Here is a 25,890-nt window from a genome sequence, read left to right on the forward strand (position 1 = left end):
ACATCCTGGCTGTGTCGGGCGGCGGCGCTGAGCCTGACCCCAAGACTACGCCTGGAGCCGGGCGCGGATGGCGTCGCCGATCTGCGCGGTGGTTCGGGGCTCGCTCCCTCGCGCCGCGACGTCGGCTTCGACCGCGCTCGTGACACGTGCGGCTTCGTCCCGCAGCCCGAGATGATCGAGCAGCAGGGCGACCGAGAGGATCGCGGCCGTGGGATCGGCCTTCTGCTGACCTGCGATGTCGGGCGCCGAACCGTGCACGGGCTCGAACATCGAGGGGAACGTGCCGTCGGGGTTGATGTTGCCCGAAGCGGCGAGGCCGATGCCACCGGTGACGGCGCCGGCCAGGTCCGTGAGGATGTCGCCGAACAGGTTGTCGGTGACGATCACGTCGAAGCGGCCGGGGTTGGCGACCAGGAAGATCGTGGCCGCATCGACGTGCAGGTAGTCTACGGCGACGTCGGGGTGCTCGGATGCCACCGCATCCACGATCCGCTTCCACAGGCCGCCGGAGTGGACCAGGACGTTCGTCTTGTGCACGAGTGTCAGCCTCTTCGAGCGCCGCTCGGCGAGCGCGAACGCGTAGCGCACGACCCGCTCGACACCGAAGGCGGTGTTGACCGACGTCTCGTTGGCGACCTCGTGCGGCGTGCCGCGGCGGACCGACCCGCCGTTGCCGACGTACGGTCCTTCGGTGCCCTCGCGCACGACGACGAAGTCGATCTCGCCCGGGTCGGCGAGTGGACCGGATGCGCCGGGGTAGAGCTTCGACGGTCGCAGGTTCACGTAGTGGTCGAGCTCGAAGCGCAGGCGCAGCAGCAGCCCGCGCTCGATGTTCGCGTCTTTCAGGCGCGGATCCCCGGGCACACCGCCCACGGCGCCGAGAAGGATCGCGTCGTGACCGGTGATCGCCGCGAGGTCGTCGTCGGTGAGCGTGTCGCCGGTCTCGAGGTAGCGGGCCGCGCCGAGCGAGAAGGTCGTCTTGTCGAAGCGGATGTCGGATTCCGCCGTCGCGGCATCCAGCGCACTCTCGGCCTCGGCGACGACTTCGGGTCCGATCCCATCGCCGGGGATGAGGGCCAGCTTCACGACACGCGACATTGCACTCCTTGGTCGGGATGCGCCGGATCAGCGTTCTGCCGGCGCGCTGCGTCCTCCCAGAGTAGTGGCCGCGATGACGCCCGCGATCGCGACGAGCGCCGCACCGATGAGTGCGGTGGCCGTCATGCCGGAGTCGAACGCATGAGCCGCCGCGTCGCGCAGCGCGGCGCCCGTCTCGCCACCGAGGACGTCGGCCGCGTGCGCGGCTCCGGCGAGGGTCTCGCGGGCCGCGTCGGCGGCGGCCGTCGGCACATCGGCGGGAATGGCGAGGCCCGACCGGTACAGAGCCGTGAGCATTCCGCCGAGGACGGCGGTGCCCAGCACCGCGCCCAACTCGTATGCCGTCTCGGACACCGCGCTGGCGGCGCCCGCCTTGTCCGGCGGCGCGCTCGAGAGGATGAGCTCGTTCGACACGGTCTCGGCCATGCCGATGCCGACACCCAGCGCGACGAACGCGACGATGATGGCACCGGTGCTGTCGGCGCCGGCGGCGACCGCCACCGTGACGTATCCCGCGATCGACAGGATCAGCCCTGCGGGCACCAGCAGACGCGGCGGGAAGCGCTTGGACAGGGGCACGACGGCCAGCCCTGCGAGGATCATCGCCGCCAACCCGGGCACGAGGGCGAACCCGGCCTCGATCGGCGACAGCCCGACGATGAGCTGCAGATGCTGCGCCACGAAGAACAGGAAGCCGACCAGCGCGATCACACTGAACAGGTTGACCAGCAGAGCACCCGAGAAGGTGCGGCGCCGGAACAGGCGCATGTCGAGCATGGGGGTCGACATGCGCAGCTGGCGACGGACGAACAGCGCACCGAAGGCGAGCCCGGCCGCGAACAGCACGAGAATCGGCAGGCCGAAGCCGTGGACGGCCCCCTCCTTGATGCCGTAGACGATCGGCACCAGCGCACCCAGCGACAGGCCGATGCTGACCGGGTCGATGCGACCCGGTGAGGGGTCGCGGCTCTCGGGCACCAGCAGCGGTGCCAGCACGAGCAGCGGCAGCAGCACGGGCACGGCCATGAGGAACACCGACCCCCACGCGAAGTGTGCGAGCAGGATGCCGCCGACGATGGGCCCCAGCGCGGCCCCGGCCGAGAACATCGACGCCCAGATCGCGATCGCCAGACGCCGCTGGTCGCGGTCGGTGAAGATGCTGCGCAGCAGCGACAGGGTCGACGGCATGAGCATCGCGCCGAACACGCCCATCGCCGCGCGGGCGCCGATGAGCCACTCCGCGCTCGGCGCGAAGGCTGCCGCGGCGGACACGGCCGCGAAGCCGGTGGCGCCGATGAGCAGCATCCGTCGCCGGCCGAAACGGTCGCCGAGGGTGCCCATCGTGACCAGCAGGCTCGCGAGGACGAGCGGGTACGCGTCGATGATCCACAGCTGCTCGGTGCCCGACGGCCCGAGGTCGAGCGCGATCTGCGGGAGCGCGAAGCTCAGCACCGTGTTGTCGACCGAGACGAGCAGCACGGGCAGCATGAGCACGACCAGGGCCGCCCAGCCGCGCCAGCCGACCCGCGAGCCCTGCTCGTCGGCGATCCGGAGTTCCTGTGTGAGAGTCATCATTTCTATACCGTCCAGCCGGTATAGTAACATGGCCCGCCCGCGCATTCCCTCGCACCTCGACGGCTACGATCGACCCATGAGCCGACCTCCCCACGCCCGCGAGGGCGTGCTCGACGCGTTCGAGGCGCTCTTGGTCGAGCACGGCGAGCGGTCGGCGACGATGGATGCCACAGCCAAGGCGGCAGGAGTGTCCAAAGGCGGCCTGCTCTACCACTTCGGCTCGAAGGAGGCGCTGGAGTCCGGCTTGATCGACCGGCTGACCGCGCTCGTCGACGAGGACATCGCCGCGATCGAGTCGTCACCGGAAGGACCCGTCGCCTACTTCCTGCGCTCATCCGCGATGGCGAACGATCCCCTCGACCGCGCGCTCGTGGCCGTCTCGCGCCTCGCGCAGGCGGGGAACGCCTCGGCGAGCGCGGCGTTGCGCGTCGTGCGCGACCGGTGGAGCGAGGCGATCCGCCCGCACGTCGGCGGACCGGTGGAACACGACCTGGTGATGCTCGTCAGCGACGGCCTCTACTACAACAGCGCCCTGGCCGGCAGCGGGGTCTCCGGTCCCGTGCCGACCGGCGCCGAGATGGACCGCCTCATCGCGCTTGTCGAACGGTCGGCGAAAGGCTGACGCCTCGGCTCAGGGCTCGGTGATCTCGATCTGCGCGAACAGGTCGGCGGTGACGGCCTCCCGCATCTCGGCCACCAGCTCGTCCGGCACGCGCGAGTCGACGGTCAGCACCGACAGTGCGCGGCCGCTGGCGTCTGGATGCGCGACCTGGAGTCCCTCGATGTTGATACCCGCGTCGCCGAGCTTCTGGCCGTAGATCGCCACGATCCCGGGGCGGTCGGCGTAGCGCATCACGAGGTGGTACCGCTCCAACGACACCTCGATCTCGTAGTCGTTGACGCCGACGACCTTGGGCACCATGCGTGTGCCGGCGAGCGTGCCCGACACGGTGAGCACCGTGCCGTCGGAGAGCGTGCCGCGCAGCACCGTGATGTTGCGGTACTGCGGGCTCTCGCTCTCGACGATGAGGCGCGTCTCGATGCCGCGCTGCTCGGCGAACAGCGGCGCGTTCACGTACGAGACGTTCTCGCTGACGATGTTGGTGAAGATGCCCTTGAGCGCCGCCAGGCGATACACGCTGACGTCGTACGCCGCCAGCTCGCCGCGCACCTCGATGTCGAGGCTGGTCACCGCGCTGTGCGCGAGGCCCGTGAAGAACTGACCGAGCTTCTCGACCAATGCGATGCCGGGACGCACGAACGGGTCGATCACGCCGCCCGCGACGTTGACGGCATCCGGCACCAGGTCGCCCTCGAGGGCGAGCTTGACCGACTTGGCGACCGAGACGCCCGCCTTCTCCTGCGCTTCGTCGGTGGATGCTCCGAGGTGCGGAGTGACGACGACGTTCGGCAGCGACAGCAGAGCGTGCGCGGTGCCGCCGTCGGCCGGGGGCTCGCTGGTGAACACATCGAGCGCGGCGCCGGCGATCGTGCCCGCCGTGAGCGCCTCGTGCAGGGCGGCCTCGTCGATGAGCCCACCGCGGGCCACATTCACCACGTACGCGGTGGGCTTCATGATGGCGAACTGCTCGGCGCCGATCATCCCCGTCGTCTCGGGCGTCTTCGGCATGTGGACGCTGACGAAGTCGCTCTGGCGCAGCACGTCGTCGAGCGAGAGCAGCTCGACCTGCAGCTGCTGGGCGCGCGCCGGGGTCACATAGGGGTCGAAGCCGACCACGCGCACACCGAAGGCGCGCAGCCGGTCGGCGATGAGGCCGCCGATGCGACCGAGACCGACGATGCCGACGGTCTTCTCGAAGAGTTCGGTGCCGGTGTACGCGCTGCGCTTCCACTCCCCCGCGGCCAGAGATGCGTGCGCGGCCGGGATGTGGCGGGCGAGGCTCAGGATGTGGCCGACGGTCAGCTCAGCGGCCGAGATGATGTTCGAGGTCGGCGCGTTGACGACCATGACGCCGGCTGCGGTCGCGGCCTTGATGTCGACGTTGTCGAGACCGACCCCCGCGCGCGCGACGACCTTCAGCACAGGAGCGGCCGCGATCGCCTCGGCGTCGATGCGGGTGGCCGAGCGGATGAGCACCGCGTTCGCGTCGGCGAGAGCGGCCAGTAGCGCGGGGCGATCGGTGCCGTCGACGCTGCGCACGTCGAAGTCGGGACCGAGCGCATCGATCGTAGCGGGAGAGAGCTGTTCGGCGATGAGGACGACGGGCTTCGTCACGGTGGATCCTTCGGGGCGGAGCGCGTCGAGGCGCAAGACGTGCGGGATGCCGCGCCGCTCACCATCGGGGGCGGGCCGTGAGCCAGCCTAGCGCGGGGGCGCGGTCGACCTCGAACCGATGACGCGCGCGGTCAGCCGACCATCGAACTCGTGTTGAGTGTCGTGAAGGCGACCACATTGAGCCAGAACACCGCGACGAGCGCGAGACCCGTGATCATGATCAGCAGAAGCTCGTGCGCGGGGCGGCGGTATCCGAGCGCGAACGCCCCGCCCCACACGAGCAGCGGGAACACCGCGGCGAAGATCCAGACGAACCACCCCAGACCGTTGAGCGCCAGTCCGTTCTCGCCGAAGAAGGCGACAGACTCGATCAGGTTGCCGATCGCGTTCCAGACGGCGTACGCGTAGAACAGGCCGACGAGTGCGCCGATCGTGGCGATGAGCCACGTGGGGGCTCCTGCGCGGCGCGGCGGCGTGGCATCCATCGACGGCGCGCTCATTGGCCTACCGTCCCGATCGCGGCGAACGGCCACGGCACGAGCAGGATCAGCCCGGCGGCGAGCCACGCGAACCGCACCCACGGCTTCGACCGGCGCGTGAGCAGGAAGGTCGTGCCGAACCACAGCGCGGGCGCGAGGATCGCCAGCCACAGACTGCCCTGGTACATCGCGTCGGTCACGAGGAACGGCCGCCACCCCTGCAGGCGAAGGCCGCCGATGATCCAGCCGATCGTCCACAGCGCGTAGACGCCGCCGATCACGCCGGTCGCGATCAGCGCCGCGTTGCCCATCGGCGCGCGCGCGTGGGGCGAGGACCGGTCATCGGATGCCTCGGGCCCGGTGACCGGCTCGTCCTCGCCGGGCGCCAGCGAGTCGGCGCCCCTGCCGACGGCGGTGTAGCCCTCCGGCAACGCCGTGGCGGAGGCATCCGTGGTGGATGCATCCGCAGCGGTGTCAAGCTCGTCAGACGCACCGCCGACCTCGAGGGTCGGATCGTCGTCGCCATCCCAGGAGAGGGCGTCGTCGTCGCGGGGCGTGGTCACCTGTCCAGCGTAGCCGCCGGTCAGCACGTCAGTGCGAGGGCGCGCGCCCAGGCGAACTCCCGCGCGTCAGTCCGGCGCGACCTCGACCTCGCGCTCCAGGCGGTCGGCTGGAGGACCGACGGGGACGTCCACGACCGCGCCGGTGGACGCGTCGCGCGCCAGACGATCCGCTGTGAGCCCGACCGGCGAACCGGCGGCACACTCGAATCGCGCGATGCGCTCGGCTAGGTCCGATAGACGCTGTCTTTCCTGCTCGATCAGGTCTGCCGAGGTGATCGGCGGCACGGACTCGGATCGCTCCCCCGCGTCTCCATTCGACTGCTCGACGCCGGACGTGTCGATCGGGGTGTCTGTGCTCGACGCGCACGCGGCAGCGCCTCCGACGATGCCGACGGCGAGTGAGATCGCGACCGCCCAGCGTGTCCGACGGTGCAGCGCGTCGATGTTCTTGATATTCATGATGACTTCTTCCTGCCGGCTCTATGCCGACGCGGTTTCACGCTCGCAGTCGGCGATATCGCGCCTGCATCCGCTGATATCCGCTCGATATCCGCCGAAGGGCTCGTCGTTGACCCGTTTCCGTCGGCGGGACAACCTGGAGTCATGGCGATCCGCATACTGGGGCCGCTGGACGCCGGGGGTCCCGAACTCAGCCCGCGTGAACGGACTGTTCTGTCCGCTCTCATCGTCCGCCGCGGAACGGCGGTGTCACCCTCCGAGCTCGCCGATGCCTGCTGGGGCGAGACGCCACCGGCGACGTGGCCGCAACAGTTACGCAACGCCGTCGCGCGCATTCGGGCGAAGCTCGGCCCGCAGGCGATTCGCACCGTCCACGCCGACTACATGCTCGGCATCGCCTCGGAGCGGATCGATGCCGTGGAGTTCGAGGGGCTCGTGACCGACGCGCGTCGACTCTCCCTTGAGGGCTCCCCGGACCGCTCGGCCGCAGCCTATCGACGAGCCCTATCGCTGTGGCGCGGAGCACCGCTCGCCGATCTGACATCGTGGCCTCCGGCCGCGACCGAGGTTCGACGCCTCGAGGAGTTGCGAGCGAGCGCCGAAGAGGAGCTGCTCGACGCACGACTGCGCACCGGTGAAGCCGTCGCCGTCATACCTGAGGCGGAGCGGTTGGTGCGGGAGGAACCTCTGCGAGAGAACCGGTGGGCGACCCTCGGCCTCGCGAACTACCAGGCCCAGCGCCAAGCAGATGGCTTGGCGGTCCTCCGTGCGGCGCGCGCTCGCCTCGCGGACGAACTCGGCGTGGACCCCGGCCCTCGCTTGCGCGAGCTCGAAGCGGCCATGCTGCGTCACGACCCCCTGCTCACGCCTGATGCCGCAACTTCCTCGGTCGATGCCGGTGAGTCGCCCTGCCCCTATCGAGGGCTGCAGGCGTATGACGCTCGAGACTCCGCGCTGTACTTCGGCCGCGAAGCCGACGTCGCGCAGCTCACGGATCGCTGTCGACGCCGCTCGGTCGTCACGGTCGTCGGCCCGAGCGGGTCGGGCAAGTCATCACTTGTGCGGGCCGGCCTGATCCCTCGGCTGCAGGAGAACGGCCACGACGTCCACGTGATGACGCCAGACGCCGACGGCCGCATCGACTCGACGAGTGCCTCGGGTGCCTCGGTGCTGGTCGTGGATCAGGCCGAGGAGCTGTTCATCGCACGATCGGGCGAGCGCGGGGCCGACCTGCGCGAGCTCTCACAGTGGGTGGATGCCGGCGGATGCCTGGTCCTGACGCTGCGGTCGGACTTCCTGGACCGCGCCACAGGGCTTCCGAGCATCGGCTCGGCGATCGGTCGCGGCCTGTACGCGCTCTCACCGCTCGACGAGCTGGGTCTGCGCGACGTCATCGCACGACCGGCCGCCGAATCAGGGCTCGAACTGGAATCCGGACTGATGGAGCTGATCCTGCGAGACGCCGGTGACCCGACCGGCATCCTTCCCGCACTCTCTCACGCTCTCGAGGCGACATGGCAGCGCCGCGAGGGTCACACGCTCACCGTCTCGAGCTACGAGGCGTCCGGGGGGATCGCGGGTGGCATCGCGCAATCGGCTGAGAGCGTGTTCAGCCGCCTCACCCCGGGCGAGGCCGACGTGTGCCGGTCGCTCATGATGCGATTCGCGGAGCGGACACCGACAGGGGGCACCGTGCGTCGTCGGGTTCCGATCGCGACGCTCACGGAAGATCCGACACGACGCGCGGTCGTCGAGCGCTTGGTCGCCGCACGACTCGTGACTCTCGATCAGGACAATGCCGTGATCGCCCACGAAGCCGTCGGCAGGGCATGGCCGCGGCTCGACCACTGGCTGAGCACCGATGCCGAGAACGCGCGCATCCTGCGCTCGGTGGAGTCGGCCTCTGTCGCGTGGGAGACCGCCGGTCGAGACGACGAAGACCTGATGCGCGGAGCGCGTCTGCAGGCGACCGAGGAGTGGCTGGAGGCCAGCACCCCCGATCTGACCGAGACCGAGAATGCGTTCATCGCCGCCTCCCGCGCGCGGCACGCGGACGAGTTGCGCGAGCTTGAGCAGCGTTCGGCGCGGGAACGCACCAGCAACCGGCGCCTTCGCTTCGCCCTCGGCGGTGCTGCGGGCCTCCTCGTGGTCGCGTTGGTATCAGGAGGCCTTGCCGTCGTGCGGGGCGGAGAAGCCGTGCGCGCCGGCGAGGATGCGAAGGTCGAGGCGCTGGCGGCGACGTCGCTGGCCATCCGCGACAGCGACCGCGACGTCGCCGCGCTCCTCGCGGTTGAGCTCTACCGTCGCTGGCCGGATGACTCCCGCGCCCGATCCGCACTTCTCGGATCGCTCACCGAGGCGGGCGGACTGACGCGACGGGTCGTGTTCGGCGAAGAGTCCACCGCGAACGGCGCCGCGATTCCCGGCACGCGCACCGTCTTCGTCGTCGCCGACGATCGGCCGGATGCCGACGGCGACCCGACGACGTTCGTCGGCCTGGTCGATGTCGACTCCGGCGAGACCGTGCGTGAGTTCGATGTCGAGCTGCCGCGACTGGATTTCAGCATCGAACGCGATGTGCGGGTCAGCGCCGACGGGTCGACCGCGTTCATCCAGTCCGGTGTCCTCCGTCCCGGGTTCCAGTGCTGCATGAACCACATGAACGCCATCGATCTGGAGCTCGGCACCAGCAAGTTCGACACCGTCACGGTCGATTCGCGGACAGGGCAAAAGCCGGCGCTCAGCCCTGACGGGTCGAAAGCATACTTCCTTCACTTCATCACCGGCGAACCGTCGTGGATCGACCTCGACACCGGGGAGGTGCGCCATCGCGTCGAGCACGACCCCGAGGACTTCGCCGACGTTCCGCCGCGGTTCAACGGCATCGCGCTGCTGGGCGACCGACTCTACGCGAGCGCGGACGACGGCATCCGCGTGTACGACGCGGCGACCCTCGCCCACACGGACACGATCCCGCTCGGCGGCCCCAGCCTCAGTGACACGTTGCTGCTCCCCGATATGACGGGGGGACTGATCGCGGCAGGGGCCGACGGAGCCGTGCGGGTGAGCCTTCCCTCCGGTGAGGTGGTGTGGCAGCGCAGCCGTGGAGAGATCCGCTGCGTCGACGGTGCCGTGACCGATTCCCGCTTGCTGTGCGTCACTGCGGTCGGCGCGGTGTGGGCCCATGACCTCGAGACGGGCGCGCGCACCGACACCGTGTTCGACACGCGCTCGGATGTCAACCGAACGATCGACGTTCTCGACGGAGGCCTCGACTTCGTCACGTTCACGTCACGCGAACCCGCCGCTGTCCAGCTCTGGCGGATCGACGGCATGCCCGCCATCGCGGACGCGGTCGCATCCGGCCACGCCCTGGCCGACGGGTTCGGCGACGCAGGGCGGCTGGTGGTCGTGGGCACCCCCGACGTGCGTGAGACAGCCGGGATACCGCGAGAGGGGCCCTCCGAAGAGGGCGCTCAGCTGCTGTGGGATGTCGTCGCGGATCGCCCGACGGGCGAGCCCTCCGCGATCATCCGATGGATGACGGACTCGATCGTCGCGCGGCTCGGAGCAGACGGGCTCGAATTCGAGGATGTGCGAACCGGCGAGCGCCATCCACTCGCGCTCGACATCGACACGCCGGAGTTCTGGCTGGAGTCGGGTGGCCCCGGGGGCCACGCCTTCGTCGTGTTCTCCGACCGCCTCGTTCCCTTCGATCCCGCGACCGGCTCACCGAGCGGAGCGACGATCGTCACGCCGTACAACGGGCTCACGGATCGAGCCAGCGTGAGCGACCTCGGCGAAGATCACGTCGTGGTCACGTGGTGGGACCTGGACGCACAGCTTCCGGTCACCTCGGTGTACGACCTGACGACGGGGGCCGAACTCGCGCGAGGACTGGAGTTGGACACCCGGTCCGTCGGCATGCCCGACGGGTCGGTGATCAGCGCGAACGCGTCCCGGCTCACGCATTCGAACTCGATGCTCACCGACAGCCGAGCACTGTCGAGGTCGGGAACCTCCCCGGCGCACATGAGCGCGAGTAACGACGGCAATACGCTCCTGATCGTCACGGAGGATCAGCGCGTCGCCCTGTACGACACGCGCGACTCCCGCCGGCTCGGCGACGAGATCGCCACGCCGCTCGATTCCCGCAACCTCTGGCCCGCCGGATTCCTGCGTGGCGACGGAGCCGCAATGGCGACGATGTCGTCGGAGGGAGTCCTGGTGTGGTCGCTCGAGCTGGCCGACCTGCGTGACGCGGCGTGCGCAATGGTCGGGCGGGACTTCACCGGGCTGGAGTGGCGCACCTACTTCGGTGACGACCCCTTTGCATCCACGTGTGGCGACGGGTAGTGAACGGATAGCGCCCGGCGGCAACCTCTCACCACAGATGACGGGAAGGACGTCGACCATGTTCACAACAGTCAGCAACCACCGCACGCGGCGCCTGCACGGTGTCGGAGTGGCTCTCGCTGGGGCGCTCCTGTTCGCGGGATGCACATCATCGAGCGCGGGTGACGATCCGCCCGGCCCGTCCGCGGCCGAAGAGGTCACCGGCACAACAACGGTCACGTGGGAGGACGTGTGGGACGAGGCGTTCGGAGACGACGGCGAAAACGTCGAGGAGATCGACGGCGTCGCCGAGGACTTTCCCGCCGAGATCCCGCTCCCCGAGGGCGACCTCGTGTTCTCAGTGGCGGGAGACGGCGTCTGGGACATGATCTTCGAGACCGAGAACGCCGAGGCGGAGGCCGAGCGAATCGTGGCGTCGATCGGTGAGATCGTCGCCGCGGAGGCGGACGGCACCACCCCCGACGACGGCGAGTACTGGGTCTTCCTCGACGAGCGCTACATGATCCAAGTGCAGATGCAGCCCGGCCCGACGCCGCCGGCGATGGTGGGCATCACCGTCGTCGAGCGGTGACAGCCGGGTTGACGCGTCGGACGACCCGGCGGACACTGCCAGCATGACCGTGTGCGTGCTCGGTCCCCTCGAAACCGACGGACCGGGCCTGAGCCCGAGAGAGCGGACGATCCTCTCGGCGCTCGTCGTGCGAAGGCAGCGCACCGTGTCGAGAGACGAGCTGGCCGACGCGTGTTGGGGCGACCGCCCACCGCAGACGTGGACGCAGCAGATCCAGAACGCGATCGCGAAGATCCGCTCGCGGCTCGGCCCCGACGTCGTGCGAACGATCGGCACCGGCTACCGGCTGGGTGTCCCCGACGAGGCCGTCGACGCGGTGCGGTTCGAGCAGGAGGTGTCGCAGGCGCGCCGGCACGCGCTGGAGGGCGCCCACGATCGCGCCGCGGTCGCCTATCGGCGTGCGCTCGAGATGTGGCGCGGCGACCCCTACCTCGATGTGCCGGACTGGGCCCCGGCGCAGGCGGAGGCGATCCGGCTGCGCGAGATCCATGCCGATGTCGAGGAGGAGCTCCTCGACGCCCGGCTCCGGCTCGGCGAAGACGCGACCGTGATACCCGATGCCGAGCGGATGGTGCGCGCCGCGCCGCTGCGCGAGCACCGGTGGTCGTCGCTCGCCCTCGCGAACTACCGCGCCGGACGCCAAGCAGAGGCGATCGCCGTCGTGCGTGCGGCACGCGCCCGATTCGTCGAGGAGCTGGGGATCGACGTCGGGCGGGAACTGCACGACCTCGAGATCGACATCCTGCGTCAGGATCCGTCGCTGGAGCCCGCGGTGCATGCCGCCCCGGGTTCGATCGACGACGACGCCGTGTGTCCCTACCGGGGCCTGGCGCCATACGACGCCGACGACGCCGCACTGTTCTTCGGGCGCGACCGAGACGTCCAGTCCCTGCTCGAACGGGCGCGACCGGGCACGATCGTGACCATCGTCGGACCGAGCGGCTCGGGCAAGTCGTCGGTACTGCGGGCCGGTGTCGTTCCGCGGCTGCGCGACCAGGGACGACGGGTCGCCGTCGTCACCCCGGACGCCGCCGGCATCGCCGAGCTGCGCACCGCCATCGCAGAGGACGCATCGGTCGTCGCCATCGATCAGGCCGAAGAGCTGCTGACGTCGTCCGCCGACGACGTGCGCGACCTCGCAGCGCACCTCAGGCCCTGGATCGATCGTGGCGGGACACTGCTCCTCACCCTCCGCTCCGACTTCCTCGACCGCGCGACCGCCCTCCCCGAGCTGGGGACGCAGATCGGTCAGATCGTCTATGCCCTCTCCCCGATGGATGCAGATCGCCTGCGCCGCGCCATCACCGGCCCCGCCGAGGCCGTCGGGCTCGCCCTCGAGACGGGCCTGACCGAGGTGATCCTGCGCGACGCGGGCACGCGCAGCGCCATCCTTCCGGCGCTGTCGCACGCGCTGGCGGCGACCTGGGCGCGCCGTGACGGCAACACCCTGACCCTCGCCGGGTACGAGGCGTCGGGTGGGATCGCGGGTGCGATCGCGCAGTCCGCCGAGCGGGTCTATCTGGCGCTGAGCGAACCGGGCCGGCACGTCTGCCACTCCTTGCTGTTGCGGCTGATCGAACGGACGCCCGAGGCGGCGACCGTGCGACGGCGGGTTCCGTTGGAGGCCCTCACGACGGGCGCGATGCGCCGCAGGGTCGTCGAGTCGCTCGTGGCAGCGCGGCTCGTGACGATCGACCGCGACTCCGCGATCATCGCGCATGAAGCCGTCGGTGAGGCCTGGCCGCGGCTGGATGCCTGGCTCACCGCCGACGCCGAGGACGCGCGGATGCTGCGGCAGATCGAAGGGGCGACGACCGGATGGGACGCCACGGGGCGGCAGGACGACGACCTGTTGCGCGGAGCGCGCCTGCAGGCGGTTCGCGAGTGGCGGGAGAGAGCCTCGCCCGAGCTGACGAGCACCGAATCGGAGTACATCGAGGCATCCGTCGCGGCGCATCGCGACGAACTGCGCGAGCTGGAGGAGCACGCGCTCCGCGAGCGCGCGAGCAACCGTCGACTGCGTGTGACGCTCGCCGGTGCGGCGATCCTCCTCGTCGCCACCGTCGTCGCATCGGCCGTCGCCGTGGTTCGCGGCACCGAGGCCGAGGCGGCCGCCGAAGATGCCCGCGTCGAGGCGCTGACCACCACGGCGCTGAGCACGACGACCGACCGCGAGACGGCGGCCTTGCTGGCCGCAGAGATCCACCGGCGCTGGTCCGACGACCCCCGCGCCTTCACAGCGCTGCAAGGCGTCCTCGACCAGGCCGACGGCCTGGTCCGGACCATCCACTTCCCGGACGACTCCCGCGTCGCCGCCGCCGTCGTCCCCCGCACCCGCACCGCTCTGGTGGCGATCGACCGGCCGACCGGCGCGGGCGGAGGCGTGAAGGCGGCGCTGCAGCTCGTCGACCTCACCACCGGCGAGGTCGTGCGCGAACTCGACGCGACGCTGCCGCCACTCGGCGCCCAGAGCGCGACCGCTCGCGACGTGACCGTCAGCGACGACGGGTCGACCGCGCTCATCGTCTCGGCGACCGCGCCCGCGCCGACCGACGACGGATGCTGCACGAGTCTCACCGCGGTTCCGCTGAGGGAGGGCGGGATCGGACTGGACCCGATCGACCTCCCGACAACCGTCGCCGACACCCCGGTGCTGTCCACCGACGGCACGGCCGCGTACCTCCTGCTGCAAGACGCGGCGACGCCGGCGCGACTCGACCTGCGTACCGGTCGTCTCCACCACGGCGCGGATCCTGCCTCCGCCGGCGGCGAACGCGACCTGCAGCGCCTGACCCTCATCGACGACCGGTTGTATGTGGGCGCCCGCGACCACCTGCGCGTCTACGATCCCGGCACGCTCGCCCTGATCGACGAGATCGGCCTGCCGGTCCGCCGCAACGTCTCGATGACGTCGGGACACCTCGGTTCGGACGGCGCCGACGGCGTGCTCGCCCTATCGCCGATCTGGGCCGCGCGCGTCACCGTCCCGTCCGGCGACGTTGTCTGGGCACGCTCCGACCTCAGCTGTTCCGCGCCCATCGTGCTCCCCGAATCGACGTTCGTGTGCACGCGGGCAGACGGGCTGTGGGTGCACAGCCTCGACACCGGCGAGCCTCTGCGCCGGGTGCTGCCCTCTCTGCCCTCCGGTGCCCGAACGGTCGCCTGGATGCCCGGGGTCGCCGAACTCGTCACGCTGACCGCGGAGCCCGCCCTGCTGCACCGCTGGCGCCCGGCAGGCGGATTCGCCGTCCAGACCGCGGCGGACATGCGCGATGTCGCCTGCGGGATCGCGGGGAGGCAGTTCACCCCCGAGGAGTGGGCGCGCTACTTCCCCGACGACGAATATCGCCCGACCTGTCCGGTCGCCTCCGCGCCGACGCCCTGAGACGAACCGAGCCCGGCCCCTTGTAGGGACCGGGCTCATCGTGGCTCTTGCAAGCCGTACTCGGCGGATCGCCGAGGGTCTCAGGTTCGGAGAATGTCGCGAAGTTCGGAGCATCCGCAGCGTCGGGCTCCGAGTTTCGCGCGCTTCTCCGAGGTTCGTGCGTCGGTCAGCGCGCGGCGCTGCCTTCCACGTAGTCGGAATCCTGCTGCTTCCAGGCGAACAGCGAACGCAGGTCCTTGCCCACCGCCTCGATCGGGTGCTGCGCGGCCTTCTCACGCAGCTCCATGAACTCGACGGCGCCGTTGTCCTGATCGCCGATGAAGCGCTCGGCGAACGCACCCGACTGGATCTCGGCGAGCACGCCCTGCATGTTCTCCTTGACGTGCGGGTCGATCACGCGCGGGCCCGACACGTAGTCGCCGTACTCGGCGGTGTCCGACACGCTCCAACGCTGCTTCGCGATGCCGCCCTCCCACATGAGGTCGACGATGAGCTTCAGCTCGTGCAGCACCTCGAAGTAGGCGATCTCGGGCTGGTAGCCGGCCTCGGTGAGCGTCTCGAAGCCGTACTGGATCAGCTGAGAGACACCGCCGCAGAGCACCGTCTGCTCGCCGAAGAGGTCGGTCTCGGTCTCTTCGGTGAAGGTGGTCTTGATGACGCCGGCGCGCGTGCCGCCGATGGCCTTCGCGTACGACTTGGCGAGGTCCCACGCGGTGCCCGAGGCGTCCTGCTCGACGGCGATGATGTCGGGGATGCCGCGACCCGCGACGTACTCGCGTCGCACCGTGTGCCCGGGCGCCTTCGGCGCGACGAGGATCACGTCGACCCCCTCGGGCGCCTGGATGTAGCCGAATCGGATGTTGAACCCGTGCGCGAAGGCGAGGGTCTTGCCTGCGGCCAGGTGCTCCTTGATGTGGTCGTTATAGATGCCGCGCTGGTGCTGGTCGGGCGCGAGGATCATGATGACGTCGGCCCACTCGGCGGCGTCGGCGACGGACTTCACCTCGAAGCCGTCCTCCTGTGCCTTCTGGGTCGACTTCGACCCGTCCTTGAGGGCGATGACGACCTCGACGCCCGAGTCGCGCAGGTTCTGGGCGTGCGCGTGACCCTGCGAGCCGTACCCGACGATCGCCACCTTCTTCTCCTGGATGAGGCCCAGGTCGGCGTCGGCGTCGTAGAAGATCTCTGCCATCTCGTGTTTCTCCTTGATCGATGAAGGTCGTTGTGATTCTGCTCGCTTCGTCCACTCAACGACCGGGGAGCGTGAAGCGAAATCCGCGGTCAGCCCCGCAGCACGCGCTCGGTGATGCTCTTGCCCCCACGGCCGATCGCGAGCAGACCCGATTGGGCGAGCTCTTTCACGCCGAACGGCTCGAGTGCGCGCAGGAACGCCTCGACCTTGCCCTTGTCGCCGGTGACCTCGACCACGAGTGCGTCCGGTGCGTAGTCGACGATCTGGGCGCGGAACAGGTTCACCACCTCGAGCACGTTGGAGCGGGTCTGGTTGTCGGCGCGCACCTTGATCAGCATGTGCTCGCGCTGCACGGATGCCGCGGGGTCGAGCTCGACGATCTTGATGACGTTGACGAGCTTGTTCAGCTGCTTGGTCACCTGCTCGAGCGGGAGCGCATCGACGTCGACGACCACGGTGATGCGCGAGAGCCCCGGCACCTCGGTGACCCCCACGGCGAGCGAGTTGATGTTGAACCCGCGACGGGCGAACAGCCCGGCGACACGGGTGAGAAGCCCCGGCTTGTCCTCGACGAGCAGGCTCAGAACGTGCGTCGACATGTCACTCCTCCCCCGAGAACGCCGGCGCGTGGTCGCGCGCGTACTGCACGTAGCTGTTGCTCACGCCCTGCGGCACCATGGGCCACACCATCGCATCGGCGCTCACCACGAAGTCGATGACGACGGGGCGGTCGTTCGTCTCGAGCGCGGTGCGGATCGCGTCGTCGACGTCCTCCTCCTTCTCGACCCGCAGACCGAGGCAGCCGTACGCCTCGGCGAGCTTGACGAAGTCGGGCACGCGCATCGTCCCGTGACCGGTGTTGAGGTCGGTGTGCGAGTAGCGTCCGCCGAGGAACAGCGCCTGCCACTGACGCACCATGCCCAGCGACGAGTTGTTGATGATCGCGACCTTGATCGGGATCTTGTTGATGACGCAGGTGGCGAGTTCCTGGTTGGTCATCTGGAAGCATCCGTCACCGTCGATCGCCCACACCACACGGTCCGGCTCGGCGACCTTGGCGCCCATCGCTGCGGGCACCGCGTAGCCCATGGTGCCGGCGCCGCCGGAGTTCAGCCACGAGTTGGGACGCTCGTACTTGATGAACTGCGCCGCCCACATCTGGTGCTGGCCGACTCCCGCGGCGTAGATCGCTTCGGGGCCGGTCAGTTCGCCGATGCGCTGGATGACGTACTGCGGGGCGATCAGCCCGTCGTCGGTGGACGAGTACCCGAGCGGGAACTCGTCGCGCAGTCCGTCGAGATACGCCCACCATTCGTCGGTGTCCGGCGTGCCGGCCTCGGATGCGCCACGGAAGGCGACCTCGAGGTCGACGAGCACGTCTCGCACGTCGCCGACGATCGGCACGTCGGCCATGCGGATCTTGGAGATCTCGGCGGGGTCGATGTCGACATGGACCACCTTGGCGTTCGGCGCGAAATGCTCGGCCTTGCCGGTGACGCGGTCATCGAACCGAGCGCCGAGCGCGACGATGAGATCGGACTCCTGCAGCGCCAGCACGGCCGGGACCGTGCCGTGCATTCCGGGCATGCCCAGGTGCTGCCGGTGCGAGTCGGGGAACGCACCGCGGGCCATCAGGGTGGTCACGACCGGCGCTCCGGTCGTTTCGGCCAGCGAGAGGAGCTCGGCCGACGCCCGCGAGCGGATGACGCCGCCGCCGACGTACAGCACCGGCTTGCGCGCCTCGGTGAGCATCTGCGCGGCGGCCTGGATCTGCTTCCCATGCGCCTTGGTGACCGGTCGGTACCCCGGCAGGTCGATCTTCGGCGGCCACTCGAACGGCGCCTCGGCCTGCTGGGCGTCTTTGGTGATGTCGACGAGCACCGGGCCGGGGCGGCCTGTTCCCGCGATCTCGAACGCCGCGGCGATCGCACCGGGGATGTCCTCGGGGCGCTTGACCAGGAACGAGTGCTTGGTGATCGGCATCGTGATGCCGACGATGTCGGCTTCCTGGAAGGCATCCGTGCCCATGAGGTGACTGAACACCTGGCCTGTGATGCAGACCAGCGGCACCGAGTCCATGTAGGCGTCGGCGATCGCAGTCACGAGGTTGGTCGCGCCCGGGCCGCTGGTCGCGATGGCGACGCCGATGCGGCCGGTGGCTGCCGCGTAGCCTTCGGCGGCGTGACCGGCGCCCTGCTCGTGGCGCACGAGGTAGTGCCGGACGGCCTTGTCGTCGAGCAGCGGATCGTAGACGGGCATGATCGCGCCCCCGGGGAGGCCGAAGACGTCGGTCACCCCGAGCAGTTCGAGTGAGCGGACGACCGCCTGCGCACCCGTGAGCACGGGCGCGGACGCGGTGCGGGAGGGCGGCCGGGGAACGGCCTGGAGCGATTCAGCAGGCATGGTGATTCGAGTCTCGATCTGTCGGTGCGGACGGACTAGCCCGTCACGGCGCCCTGGGCGGCAGAGCGCACCAGGCGGGAGTACTTGGCAAGGACGCCACGGGTATAGCGCGGGGGAAGGGGCTCCCAGCCGGAACGGCGGGAGGTCAGCTCCGCTTCGTCGACGAGTAGGTCGAGAGAGCGAGCCGCGATATCGACCCGTATCAGATCACCATCGCGCACGAAGGCGATCGGACCTGCGTCCACCGCTTCGGGTGCTATGTGGCCGATGCACAGGCCGGTTGTGCCGCCTGAGAATCTGCCGTCCGTCAAGAGTAGTACATCTTTTCCGAGCCCTGCGCCCTTGATGGCGGCGGTGATGGCGAGCATCTCGCGCATGCCCGGTCCGCCCTTGGGGCCCTCGTAGCGGATCACGACGACGTCGCCGGCCGAGATCTCGCCCGCCTCGAGCGCGTCCATGGCGGCGCGCTCGCGCTCGAAGACGCGCGCGGGACCCTCGAAGACCGCGGCGTCGAAGCCCGCCGTCTTCACGACCGCCCCATCGGGGGCGAGCGATCCGTGCAGGATCGTCAGACCGCCGGTGGCGTGGATCGGGTCGTCGAAGCGGTGGATGACATCGCCGTCGACCGGGTCGGGGTCGAGGTCGGCGAGGTTCTCGGCGAGCGTCTTGCCCGTCACTGTGAGGGCGTCGCCGTGGAGCAGGCCCTCGTCGAGCATGGCCTTCATGACGACCGGGATGCCGCCATGTCGGTCGACGTCGTTCATGACGTACTTGCCGAACGGCTTCATGTCGGCCACGTGCGGCACCTTGTCGCCGATGCGGTTGAAGTCGTGGAGGGTCAGCTCGATGTCGGCCTCGCGCGCGATCGCCAGCAGGTGCAGCACGACGTTCGTCGAGCCGCCGAGGGCCATCGCCAGCGCGATCGCGTTCTCGAACGCCTCTTTGGTGAGGATGTCGCGTGTCGTGATGCCCTGACGCAGCAGCTCGACGACGGCCTCGCCCGAACGGCGCGCGTAGTAGTCGCGCCGACGGTCCGCCGAAGGCGGGGCCGCCGAGCCGGGGAGGCTGAGGCCGAGGGCTTCGGCGACGGAGGCCATGGTGTTGGCGGTGTACATGCCGCCGCAGGCGCCCTCACCCGGTGCGAACGAGCACTCGATGCGCTTGAGGTCGGCCTCGGTCATGCGGCCCGCCAGACACGCGCCGACTCCCTCGAAGGAGTCGATGATCGTGATCTCCTTCTCGGTGCCGTCGCTGAGCTTCACCCAGCCGGGCGCGATCGATCCGGCATAGAGGAACACGCTCGACAGGTCGAGGCGCGCCGATGCCATCAGCATCCCCGGGATCGACTTGTCGCAGCCCGCCAGCAGCACGGTGCCGTCGAGCCGCTCGGCCATCACCACGGTTTCGACCGAGTCGGCGATCACCTCGCGGCTGACCAGCGAGAAGTGCATGCCCTCATGACCCATCGAGATGCCGTCGGACACCGAGATCGTGCCGAACTGCAGCGGATAGCCGCCACCGGAATGCACGCCCTCCTTCGCGCCCTGGGCGAGGCGGTCGAGGCTCAGGTTGCAGGGGGTGATCTCGTTCCAGCTGGACGCGATACCGATCTGCGGCTTGTCCCAGTCCTCGTCGCCCATCCCGACGCCGCGGAGCATGCCGCGCGAGGTCGTGGCTTCGATGCCGTCGGTGACCACGCGACTGCGCGGCTTGATGTCGATCGTCGGTTCGGAGTGGGGCATCCTCGAAGTCTATTCCCGCCGGGCGGCGGCGCGTTCGGCCGCGAGGCGGGACAGCAGGGCCGCCATCGCCGGGATGTCGGCGACGCGCACCGACGCGGCCGTCGCCCCCTCCCCCACCCGCACGCCGAGATCGCCGTCGCCGAGACTGCGCAGCGCGTCCTCGTCGGTCACGTCGTCGCCGGCGAACAGGGCCGCATCGGCGCCCTCGCGCTCGCGCAGCGCCGCGACCGCGGCATCCTTGCCCTCGTGCCGGAAGGCGTACTCGGCGATGTTGTGCCCGGTGCGCCGGCGCCAGTGGGGCGCGTTCGCACGCACGATGGCATCGACGGCGTCACGGCCGCGCTCGCCCGTCTCGGCGTCCGCCAAGCGCGTATGCACGGCGAAGCCGTAGCGCTTGGGCTCGATCCACACGCCGTCGAGGTGCGCGGTGACGGCCTCGGCGCGCTCGCGCAGATCGTCGCGCAGCGCGATGTCTGCGGGGTCGTCGTCGGCGGGAACGAGCCCGGACCCGGGCAGCCAGAGCTCGGCGCCGTGCGAGCCGGCCAGCCGCAGCGGCGAGTCGTCATCGTGTTCGGCGATCACCCGCAGGTCATCGAGAGACCGTCCCGAGACGAGGGCGACCACGGTGTCGGGGGTCGCGACGAGCGCGTCGACCGCCTCGCGCGCGACCGGCAGCATCCGCGCCTTCATCGGCTCGTCCTGCAGCGGAGCGAGCGTTCCGTCGAAGTCGAGCGCAACCAGGAGCCGGCCCGCCCCGACGAGGCGCGTGAGGTCGGCATCGCTCATGCGGCGTCCTTCCCGTCCTTGACCCTGCGGGCCTCGACGAGCGCGTCGAGGAACGACCGCGACCACCGGCCGACGTCGTTGTCGAGCACCTTGCGGCGCAGCGACCGCATGCGGCGACTCTGCTCGGCCGGCGACATCTCGATGGCCCGGACGATCGCCTCCTTGAGGCCGTCGATGTCGTGCGGGTTGACCATCACCGCGCTCGACAGTTCGTCCGCGGCCCCCGCGAACTCGCTCAGCACGAGCACCCCGCGGTTGTCGGTGCGGGTCGCGACGTACTCTTTCGCGACGAGATTCATACCGTCTCGCAGCGCCGTCACCAGCATGACGTCGGCGGCGAGGAAGAGCGCGACCATCTCCTCGCGCGGGTAGGAGTGGTGCAGGTAGCGCACGGCGGTGTGGTCGAGAGTGTCGTAGTCTCCGGCGATGCGGGCCACGGTGAGCTCGATCTCGTCGCGCAGCTGCATGTACGCCCCGACGCGCTCGCGGCTCGGACTGGCGACCTGCACGAGCGTCACATCGGCCACGTCGACCTCGCCGCCGGCCAGCAGTTCGCCGAAGGCCTTGAGCCGATGCCGGATGCCCTTGGTGTAGTCGAGACGGTCGACCCCCAGCAGGATCGTGCGCGGGTTGCCGAGCCCTTCGCGGATCTCGGCGGCGCGCGCCTGGATGTCCTCGCGGCGGGCCATCTCGACGTAGGCCTCGCTGTCGATCGAGATGGGGAAGGCCCGCGCCACCGCGACACGCGTCGAGCCGTCGTCCTCGGGGATGTGGATGCCCGAGCCCTTGGTCGTGTAGTGCAGCACGCGCCGCACCGCACGGGCGAAGTTGCCGGCATCCGCGACCCTCTGGAAGCCGATCACGTCGGCGCCGAGCAGTCCCTCGATGACCTGTCGGCGCCACGGCAGCTGCGAATACAGGCCGTATGCGGGGAACGGAATGTGGTGGAAGTAGCCGATCGTCAGGTCGGGGCGCCGCTCGCGCAGCAGCCGCGGCACGAGCTGGAGCTGGTAATCCTGCACCCAGACGGTGGCGCCTTCAGCCGCGGTGTCGGCGGCGGCCTCGGCAAATCGGCGGTTGACCTTCACGTAGGCGTCCCACCACTCGCGGTGGTACTGCGGGGCCGAGATCACGTCGTGGTACAGCGGCCAGAACGTGTCGTTCGACATGCCCTCGTAGTACAGCTCGACCTCTTCAGAACTGAGGGCGACCGGGACGAGATGGGTGCCGTCGAAATCGAAGGGCTCGACGTGGTGATCGGCTTGACCGACCCAGCCGACCCACGCCCCATCGGCGCGTCGCATGACCGGCTCGAGTGCGGTGACGAGCCCGCCGGGTGAACGGCGCCAATCGTCTTCACCGCCGCCGGGCACGCGGTCCACGGGGAGCCGATTGGCCACGACGACGAATTCAGCCTGCGTCACGGGGGTCCTTCCGCCGGTCGGGATCCCAGGCTAACAGCGACGGGATGCCGGTCCGTGGCCGGACGGGTAGCGTGGGCGCATGCGCAAGTACCTCTTCGGCACCGGCATCATCACCGCGATCACCGGCGGGATCACCCTGTTGCGGGGACTGCGCGAGGACTCGCCCTTCACGTGGCGCACGGCGCTGGCGTGGCTGAGCTGGGGCATCTCGCTCACCCTCGCGATCGGCGCGATCGTCGACGTGCGCCGCGCCTCGCGCGGCGAGACCGTCGACCCCGACTCCCCCGTCTCGGGTCAGGAGCAGAAGCTGCTCAAGGCGCGCATCCGCCGCAACCGTTGAGCCGCAACCGCGCTCGTCTCGAGCGCGACGGTCAGTCCAGGCTGATCTCGTAGTGGCGTGACCCGCTGTTGGTCGCGACGCGGTCGTACAGCGCGCGCGCCGTGGCGTTGTCGTGGTGGGTGAGCCAGTACACCTTCGAGGCGCCCCGCACGACCGCGCGGGCACGCACGTGCGCGATCAGCGCCTCGCCGACGCCGCTGCGACGCGCCCGCGGTGCGACGAACAGGTCCTCGAGGTAGCAGTAGGGCCCGATGCTCCACGTCGCCGGGTGGAAGAGCCAGTGCACCAGCCCGATCGCGCGACCGTCGGCATCTCGTGCCAGGGCGCCATGGATGCTGTCGTCGGCGACGATGCGCGCGAACGTGCGGTCGGTGACGGCGTCGGGGATGACGGTCTCGTAGAACTCGAGATAGCCGCGCCACAGCGGCATCCACTCTTCGCGGTCGTCGGCGGTGACAGGGCTGATGGTGGCCATGCCCCGACGCTATCCCAGCAGCGTTCCCCCTCGAGCGGACGAGTATGCCCGGCTGCACCGGCGTGTCGCGTGCATACTCGTCCGCTCGACGAGGGGGCGTCAGCGGGTGAGGATCAGCGCGTCGCCCTGGCCGCCTCCGCCGCACAGGGCGACCGCGGCCGTGCCGCCGCCGCGTCGGACCAGCTCGTGCACCGCGTGCACGACCAGGCGGTTGCCGGATGCTCCGATCGGGTGGCCGATGGCGATGCCGCCGCCGTGGGGGTTCACGATGTCGTCCGACAGACCGAGCTCGCGCCGCGACCGCGCCACGACCGCTCCGAAGGCCTCGTTGATCTCGACGAGGTCGAGATCCGCCACGGCGATGCCCTGCTTGGCGACGGCCTTCTCGATGGCGCGCGCGGGCTGCGCGTGCAGCGAGTTGTCGGGCCCGGCGACCTGTCCGGAGGCCCCGACGACGGCCAGGACCTCCCATCCCTGCTCGTCGGCGTGTGCGCGGCTCGTCAGCACGACAGCGGATGCGCCGTCCGAGATCTGCGACGAGTTGCCCGCCGTGATCGACCCGCCCTGCGCGAACGCGGGGCGCAGGCCGGCGAGTGTCTCGACGGTGGTCGCCGGCCGCACGCCCTCGTCGGCGGAGACGACGACGGGGTCGCCCTTGCGCTGCGGGATCTCGACGGAGACGATCTCGGCGTCGAAGACGCCCTCGGCCTGCGCGGCCGCGGCGCGCTGGTGCGAGTTCGCGGCGACGGTGTCCTGATCTTCGCGTGTGATCTCGAGGCGCTCGTTGTGGCGCTCGGTCGACGCGCCCATGCTCTCGCGGTCGTACGCATCCGTGAGCCCGTCGTGGGCCATGTGGTCGAGCACCTCGACCGAGCCGTACGCCCAGCCGTCACGCGATCCCATCAGCAGGTGCGGCGCGCGTGTCATCGATTCCATGCCTGCGGCGACGACGACGGTCGCATCGCCGAGGGCGATCATGCGCGCGGCGTCGATGACGGCGGTCAGACCCGAGAGACACACCTTGTTCACCGACGACGACGGCACGTCCCACGGGATGCCCGCACCGACGGCCGCCTGACGGGCCGGGTTCTGACCCGAACCGGCGGGCAGCACCTGGCCGACGATCACCTGGTCGACGGCCTCCGGCGGGATGCCGCCGCGCTCGAGTGCGCCGCGGATCGCGGCGCTGCCCAGCTGCACGGCCGTGAGCGGCGCAAGCTGGCCCTTCAGTCGCCCCTGCGGTGTCCGCGCGGCAGCGACGATGACGACGTCGTCGTGGTTCATACTCCGATTCTCCCTGTGTCCAAGGGCGGCTGGGTCGCCGCCACGACCTCGTCGACGGTCACGCCGGGCGCGACCTCGACGAGAACGAGTCCGTCGTCGGTCACATCGATGACCGCGAGATCGGTGATGATGCGGTCGACGACGCCGCGGCCGGTCAGCGGAAGGCTGCACTGGTCGACGATCTTCGGCGATCCGTCGCGCGCGACGTGCTCCATGAGCACGATGACCTTTCCGGCGCCGTGGACGAGGTCCATCGCCCCGCCCGGGCCCTTGACCATCTTTCCGGGGATCATCCAGTTCGCCAGATCGCCCGTGACCGACACCTGCATCGCACCGAGGATCGCGGCGTCGATCTTGCCGCCGCGGATCATGCCGAAGCTCGTCGCCGAGTCGAAGAACGCCGCGCCCGCGAGGGTCGTGACCGTCTCCTTGCCTGCGTTGATGAGATCGGGATCGACGTTGTCCTCCGTCGGGTACGGTCCCACCCCGAGGATGCCGTTCTCGGACTGGAGGACGACGGTGACGTCGGCGGGCACATGGTTCGGGACGAGGGTCGGCAGCCCGATGCCGAGGTTCACGTACGAGCCGTCGGCGAGCTCTCGCGCGGCGCGGGCGGCCATCTCGTTGCGGCTGAGCGCCATGTCAGGCTCCTTCCGGCGTCGAGACGGTTCGCCGCTCGATGCGCTTCTCGATGTCGCCGCCCACCTCGACGACGCGGTGCACGTAGACCCCGGGCAGATGGATGCAATCGGGGTCGAGCTCACCCGGTTCGACGAGTTCCTCGACCTGGGCGATGCACACGCGTCCGGCCATGGCGGCGAGCGGGTTGAAGTTGCGGGCGGCCTTGTTGAAGATCAGGTTGCCGTGGCGATCCCCCCGCAGCGCGTGGACGAGGGCGTAGTCGGTGACGATGGCCTCCTCGAGCACGTAGTCGCGTGCGGTTCCGCCGACCTCGAAGGTGCGGACGTCCTTGACGGGGGATGCCACCGCGATGCCGCCGGCGCCGTCGTATCTGCGCGGCAGTCCGCCTTCGGCGACCTGGGTGCCGACTCCCGTCTGCGTGTAGAACGCGGCGATGCCCGACCCGCCGGCGCGCAGCTTCTCGGCGAGTGTGCCCTGCGGCGTGAGCTCGAGTTCGAGCTCACCGGAGAGGAACTGCCGTTCGAACTCCTTGTTCTCGCCGACATACGACGAGGTCATCTTGCGGATGCGCTTGGCGTTCAGCAGGACGCCGAGCCCCCAGTCGTCGACGCCGCAGTTGTTGCTGACGATGCTGAGGTCCGTCGTCCCCTGCGCGAGCAGCGCCTCGATCAGGGCGATCGGGTTGCCGGACAGTCCGAACCCGCCGACGGCCAGTGAGGCCCCGTCCGCGATGTCGGCGACGGCCTCGGCGGCCGACGTCCACGTCTTGTCGATCACGTGCCACTCCTTTGTTGCGTGCTGACCCGATCCTCGCCCGGCCACGTCACCATCGCCGCATGCCCGTTTGCCATGTGGAGCGCGAACGCCATCCCGTCCATAT

Annotated in this window: 21 protein-coding genes; 5 read left to right on the plus strand and 16 right to left on the minus strand. The window is 69.9% G+C overall.

The window, feature by feature from the left end; genetic code table 11:
* Positions 1–45: 45 nt before the first annotated feature.
* Together ABD663_RS03650 and ABD663_RS03655 are read right to left on the minus strand one after the other, a co-directional pair.
* Complete coding sequence (locus tag ABD663_RS03650; RefSeq protein WP_344736494.1) at positions 46–1,098, minus strand: 3-isopropylmalate dehydrogenase; 1,053 nt, start codon at positions 1,096–1,098, stop codon at positions 46–48.
* 27 nt (positions 1,099–1,125) lie between these two features.
* Positions 1,126–2,673, minus strand: coding sequence for an MFS transporter (locus ABD663_RS03655; RefSeq protein ID WP_344736495.1), 1,548 nt, complete (start codon positions 2,671–2,673; stop codon positions 1,126–1,128).
* A gap of 76 nt (positions 2,674–2,749) precedes the next feature.
* Between ABD663_RS03655 and ABD663_RS03660 the strand changes: the two genes are divergently transcribed.
* Positions 2,750–3,295 carry a TetR/AcrR family transcriptional regulator gene (locus ABD663_RS03660; protein WP_344736497.1) on the plus strand — a complete coding sequence of 182 codons (546 nt, stop codon included), beginning with the start codon at positions 2,750–2,752 and terminating at the stop codon, positions 3,293–3,295.
* A gap of 9 nt (positions 3,296–3,304) precedes the next feature.
* Here the strand turns inward: ABD663_RS03660 and serA are convergent, their stop codons facing one another.
* The 4 genes from serA to ABD663_RS03680 form a co-directional block, all read right to left on the minus strand.
* The gene (gene serA / locus ABD663_RS03665) at positions 3,305–4,909 is read right to left on the minus strand and encodes a phosphoglycerate dehydrogenase (protein ID WP_344736498.1); all 1,605 of its coding nucleotides are present in this window, start codon (positions 4,907–4,909) and stop codon (positions 3,305–3,307) included.
* A gap of 131 nt (positions 4,910–5,040) precedes the next feature.
* Positions 5,041–5,409: a bacitracin resistance protein gene (locus ABD663_RS03670; protein WP_344736499.1), complete on the minus strand. Its 369-nt coding sequence runs from the start codon at positions 5,407–5,409 to the stop codon at positions 5,041–5,043.
* Complete coding sequence (locus ABD663_RS03675) at positions 5,406–5,951, minus strand: DNA polymerase III subunit gamma/tau (RefSeq protein ID WP_344736500.1); 546 nt, start codon at positions 5,949–5,951, stop codon at positions 5,406–5,408. Before ABD663_RS03675 ends, ABD663_RS03670 begins: the two co-directional genes overlap by 4 nt.
* A gap of 66 nt (positions 5,952–6,017) precedes the next feature.
* Positions 6,018–6,410, minus strand: a complete 393-nt coding sequence (locus ABD663_RS03680; RefSeq protein WP_344736501.1) for a hypothetical protein — start codon at positions 6,408–6,410, stop codon at positions 6,018–6,020.
* 144 nt (positions 6,411–6,554) lie between these two features.
* On the opposite strand from ABD663_RS03680, the gene ABD663_RS03685 reads away from it, so the two are divergent.
* From ABD663_RS03685 to ABD663_RS03695, 3 genes are read left to right on the plus strand one after another with little or no spacing between them, the layout of a single operon-like run.
* Positions 6,555–10,766, plus strand: a complete 4,212-nt coding sequence (locus tag ABD663_RS03685) for an nSTAND1 domain-containing NTPase (protein ID WP_344736502.1) — start codon at positions 6,555–6,557, stop codon at positions 10,764–10,766.
* A gap of 58 nt (positions 10,767–10,824) precedes the next feature.
* The gene (locus ABD663_RS03690) at positions 10,825–11,337 is read left to right on the plus strand and encodes a hypothetical protein (RefSeq protein ID WP_344736504.1); all 513 of its coding nucleotides are present in this window, start codon (positions 10,825–10,827) and stop codon (positions 11,335–11,337) included.
* Positions 11,338–11,380: 43 nt separating this feature from the next.
* On the plus strand, positions 11,381–14,722 hold the full coding sequence (locus ABD663_RS03695) for an AfsR/SARP family transcriptional regulator (protein ID WP_344736505.1): 3,342 nt from the start codon (positions 11,381–11,383) through the stop codon (positions 14,720–14,722).
* A 166-nt stretch (positions 14,723–14,888) separates the two neighbouring features.
* On the opposite strand, the gene ilvC is transcribed toward ABD663_RS03695, so the two are convergent.
* The 6 genes from ilvC to ABD663_RS03725 form a co-directional block, all read right to left on the minus strand.
* Positions 14,889–15,914 (minus strand): ketol-acid reductoisomerase, encoded by a 1,026-nt coding sequence (gene ilvC, locus ABD663_RS03700; RefSeq protein WP_344736506.1) that lies wholly within the window; start codon positions 15,912–15,914, stop codon positions 14,889–14,891.
* Positions 15,915–16,003: 89 nt separating this feature from the next.
* Entirely contained in the window at positions 16,004–16,513 is a 510-nt protein-coding gene (ilvN, locus tag ABD663_RS03705; RefSeq protein ID WP_344736507.1) for an acetolactate synthase small subunit, read from the minus strand.
* A gap of 1 nt (position 16,514) precedes the next feature.
* Positions 16,515–18,317, minus strand: coding sequence for an acetolactate synthase large subunit (locus tag ABD663_RS03710; protein ID WP_344736508.1), 1,803 nt, complete (start codon positions 18,315–18,317; stop codon positions 16,515–16,517).
* A gap of 35 nt (positions 18,318–18,352) precedes the next feature.
* Positions 18,353–20,059 (minus strand): dihydroxy-acid dehydratase, encoded by a 1,707-nt coding sequence (gene ilvD / locus ABD663_RS03715; protein WP_344736509.1) that lies wholly within the window; start codon positions 20,057–20,059, stop codon positions 18,353–18,355.
* Positions 20,060–20,068: 9 nt separating this feature from the next.
* Positions 20,069–20,845 (minus strand): trehalose-phosphatase, encoded by a 777-nt coding sequence (gene otsB, locus ABD663_RS03720; RefSeq protein WP_344736510.1) that lies wholly within the window; start codon positions 20,843–20,845, stop codon positions 20,069–20,071.
* A complete protein-coding gene (locus ABD663_RS03725; RefSeq protein WP_344736511.1) occupies positions 20,842–22,269 on the minus strand; it encodes an alpha,alpha-trehalose-phosphate synthase (UDP-forming) in 1,428 nt (475 codons plus the stop codon). Before ABD663_RS03725 ends, otsB begins: the two co-directional genes overlap by 4 nt.
* 79 nt (positions 22,270–22,348) lie before the next feature.
* Between ABD663_RS03725 and ABD663_RS03730 the strand changes: the two genes are divergently transcribed.
* Complete coding sequence (locus tag ABD663_RS03730) at positions 22,349–22,609, plus strand: cytochrome c-type biogenesis protein (RefSeq protein WP_344736513.1); 261 nt, start codon at positions 22,349–22,351, stop codon at positions 22,607–22,609.
* Between the two features lie 31 nt (positions 22,610–22,640).
* On the opposite strand, the gene ABD663_RS03735 is transcribed toward ABD663_RS03730, so the two are convergent.
* The 4 genes from ABD663_RS03735 to ABD663_RS03750 form a co-directional block, all read right to left on the minus strand.
* Positions 22,641–23,084 (minus strand): GNAT family N-acetyltransferase, encoded by a 444-nt coding sequence (locus ABD663_RS03735; RefSeq protein WP_344736515.1) that lies wholly within the window; start codon positions 23,082–23,084, stop codon positions 22,641–22,643.
* A 99-nt stretch (positions 23,085–23,183) separates the two neighbouring features.
* On the minus strand, positions 23,184–24,368 hold the full coding sequence (locus tag ABD663_RS03740; RefSeq protein WP_344736516.1) for an acetyl-CoA C-acetyltransferase: 1,185 nt from the start codon (positions 24,366–24,368) through the stop codon (positions 23,184–23,186).
* Entirely contained in the window at positions 24,365–25,009 is a 645-nt protein-coding gene (locus tag ABD663_RS03745; protein WP_344736517.1) for a 3-oxoacid CoA-transferase subunit B, read from the minus strand. Before ABD663_RS03745 ends, ABD663_RS03740 begins: the two co-directional genes overlap by 4 nt.
* A gap of 1 nt (position 25,010) precedes the next feature.
* Complete coding sequence (locus ABD663_RS03750) at positions 25,011–25,787, minus strand: CoA transferase subunit A (protein ID WP_344736518.1); 777 nt, start codon at positions 25,785–25,787, stop codon at positions 25,011–25,013.
* Positions 25,788–25,890: the final 103 nt, after the last annotated feature.

This window comes from Microbacterium awajiense, from assembly GCF_039536545.1.
GTDB lineage: Bacteria > Actinomycetota > Actinomycetes > Actinomycetales > Microbacteriaceae > Microbacterium > Microbacterium awajiense.

Excerpts from the sequence above, each read along its gene's own strand:
- ABD663_RS03650 (WP_344736494.1), bottom strand. The coding sequence starts at position 1,098 with ATGTCGCGTGTCGTGAAGCTGGCCCTCATCCCCGGCGATGGGATCGGA.
- ABD663_RS03655 (WP_344736495.1), bottom strand. The coding sequence starts at position 2,673 with ATGATGACTCTCACACAGGAACTCCGGATCGCCGACGAGCAGGGCTCG.
- ABD663_RS03660 (WP_344736497.1), top strand. The coding sequence starts at position 2,750 with ATGAGCCGACCTCCCCACGCCCGCGAGGGCGTGCTCGACGCGTTCGAG.
- ABD663_RS03670 (WP_344736499.1), bottom strand. The coding sequence starts at position 5,409 with ATGAGCGCGCCGTCGATGGATGCCACGCCGCCGCGCCGCGCAGGAGCC.
- ABD663_RS03680 (WP_344736501.1), bottom strand. The coding sequence starts at position 6,410 with ATGAATATCAAGAACATCGACGCGCTGCACCGTCGGACACGCTGGGCG.
- ABD663_RS03685 (WP_344736502.1), top strand. The coding sequence starts at position 6,555 with ATGGCGATCCGCATACTGGGGCCGCTGGACGCCGGGGGTCCCGAACTC.
- ABD663_RS03690 (WP_344736504.1), top strand. The coding sequence starts at position 10,825 with ATGTTCACAACAGTCAGCAACCACCGCACGCGGCGCCTGCACGGTGTC.
- ABD663_RS03695 (WP_344736505.1), top strand. The coding sequence starts at position 11,381 with ATGACCGTGTGCGTGCTCGGTCCCCTCGAAACCGACGGACCGGGCCTG.
- ilvC (WP_344736506.1), bottom strand. The coding sequence starts at position 15,914 with ATGGCAGAGATCTTCTACGACGCCGACGCCGACCTGGGCCTCATCCAG.
- ilvN (WP_344736507.1), bottom strand. The coding sequence starts at position 16,513 with ATGTCGACGCACGTTCTGAGCCTGCTCGTCGAGGACAAGCCGGGGCTT.
- ABD663_RS03710 (WP_344736508.1), bottom strand. The coding sequence starts at position 18,317 with ATGCCTGCTGAATCGCTCCAGGCCGTTCCCCGGCCGCCCTCCCGCACC.
- ilvD (WP_344736509.1), bottom strand. The coding sequence starts at position 20,059 with ATGCCCCACTCCGAACCGACGATCGACATCAAGCCGCGCAGTCGCGTG.
- otsB (WP_344736510.1), bottom strand. The coding sequence starts at position 20,845 with ATGAGCGATGCCGACCTCACGCGCCTCGTCGGGGCGGGCCGGCTCCTG.
- ABD663_RS03730 (WP_344736513.1), top strand. The coding sequence starts at position 22,349 with ATGCGCAAGTACCTCTTCGGCACCGGCATCATCACCGCGATCACCGGC.
- ABD663_RS03735 (WP_344736515.1), bottom strand. The coding sequence starts at position 23,084 with ATGGCCACCATCAGCCCTGTCACCGCCGACGACCGCGAAGAGTGGATG.
- ABD663_RS03740 (WP_344736516.1), bottom strand. The coding sequence starts at position 24,368 with ATGAACCACGACGACGTCGTCATCGTCGCTGCCGCGCGGACACCGCAG.
- ABD663_RS03745 (WP_344736517.1), bottom strand. The coding sequence starts at position 25,009 with ATGGCGCTCAGCCGCAACGAGATGGCCGCCCGCGCCGCGCGAGAGCTC.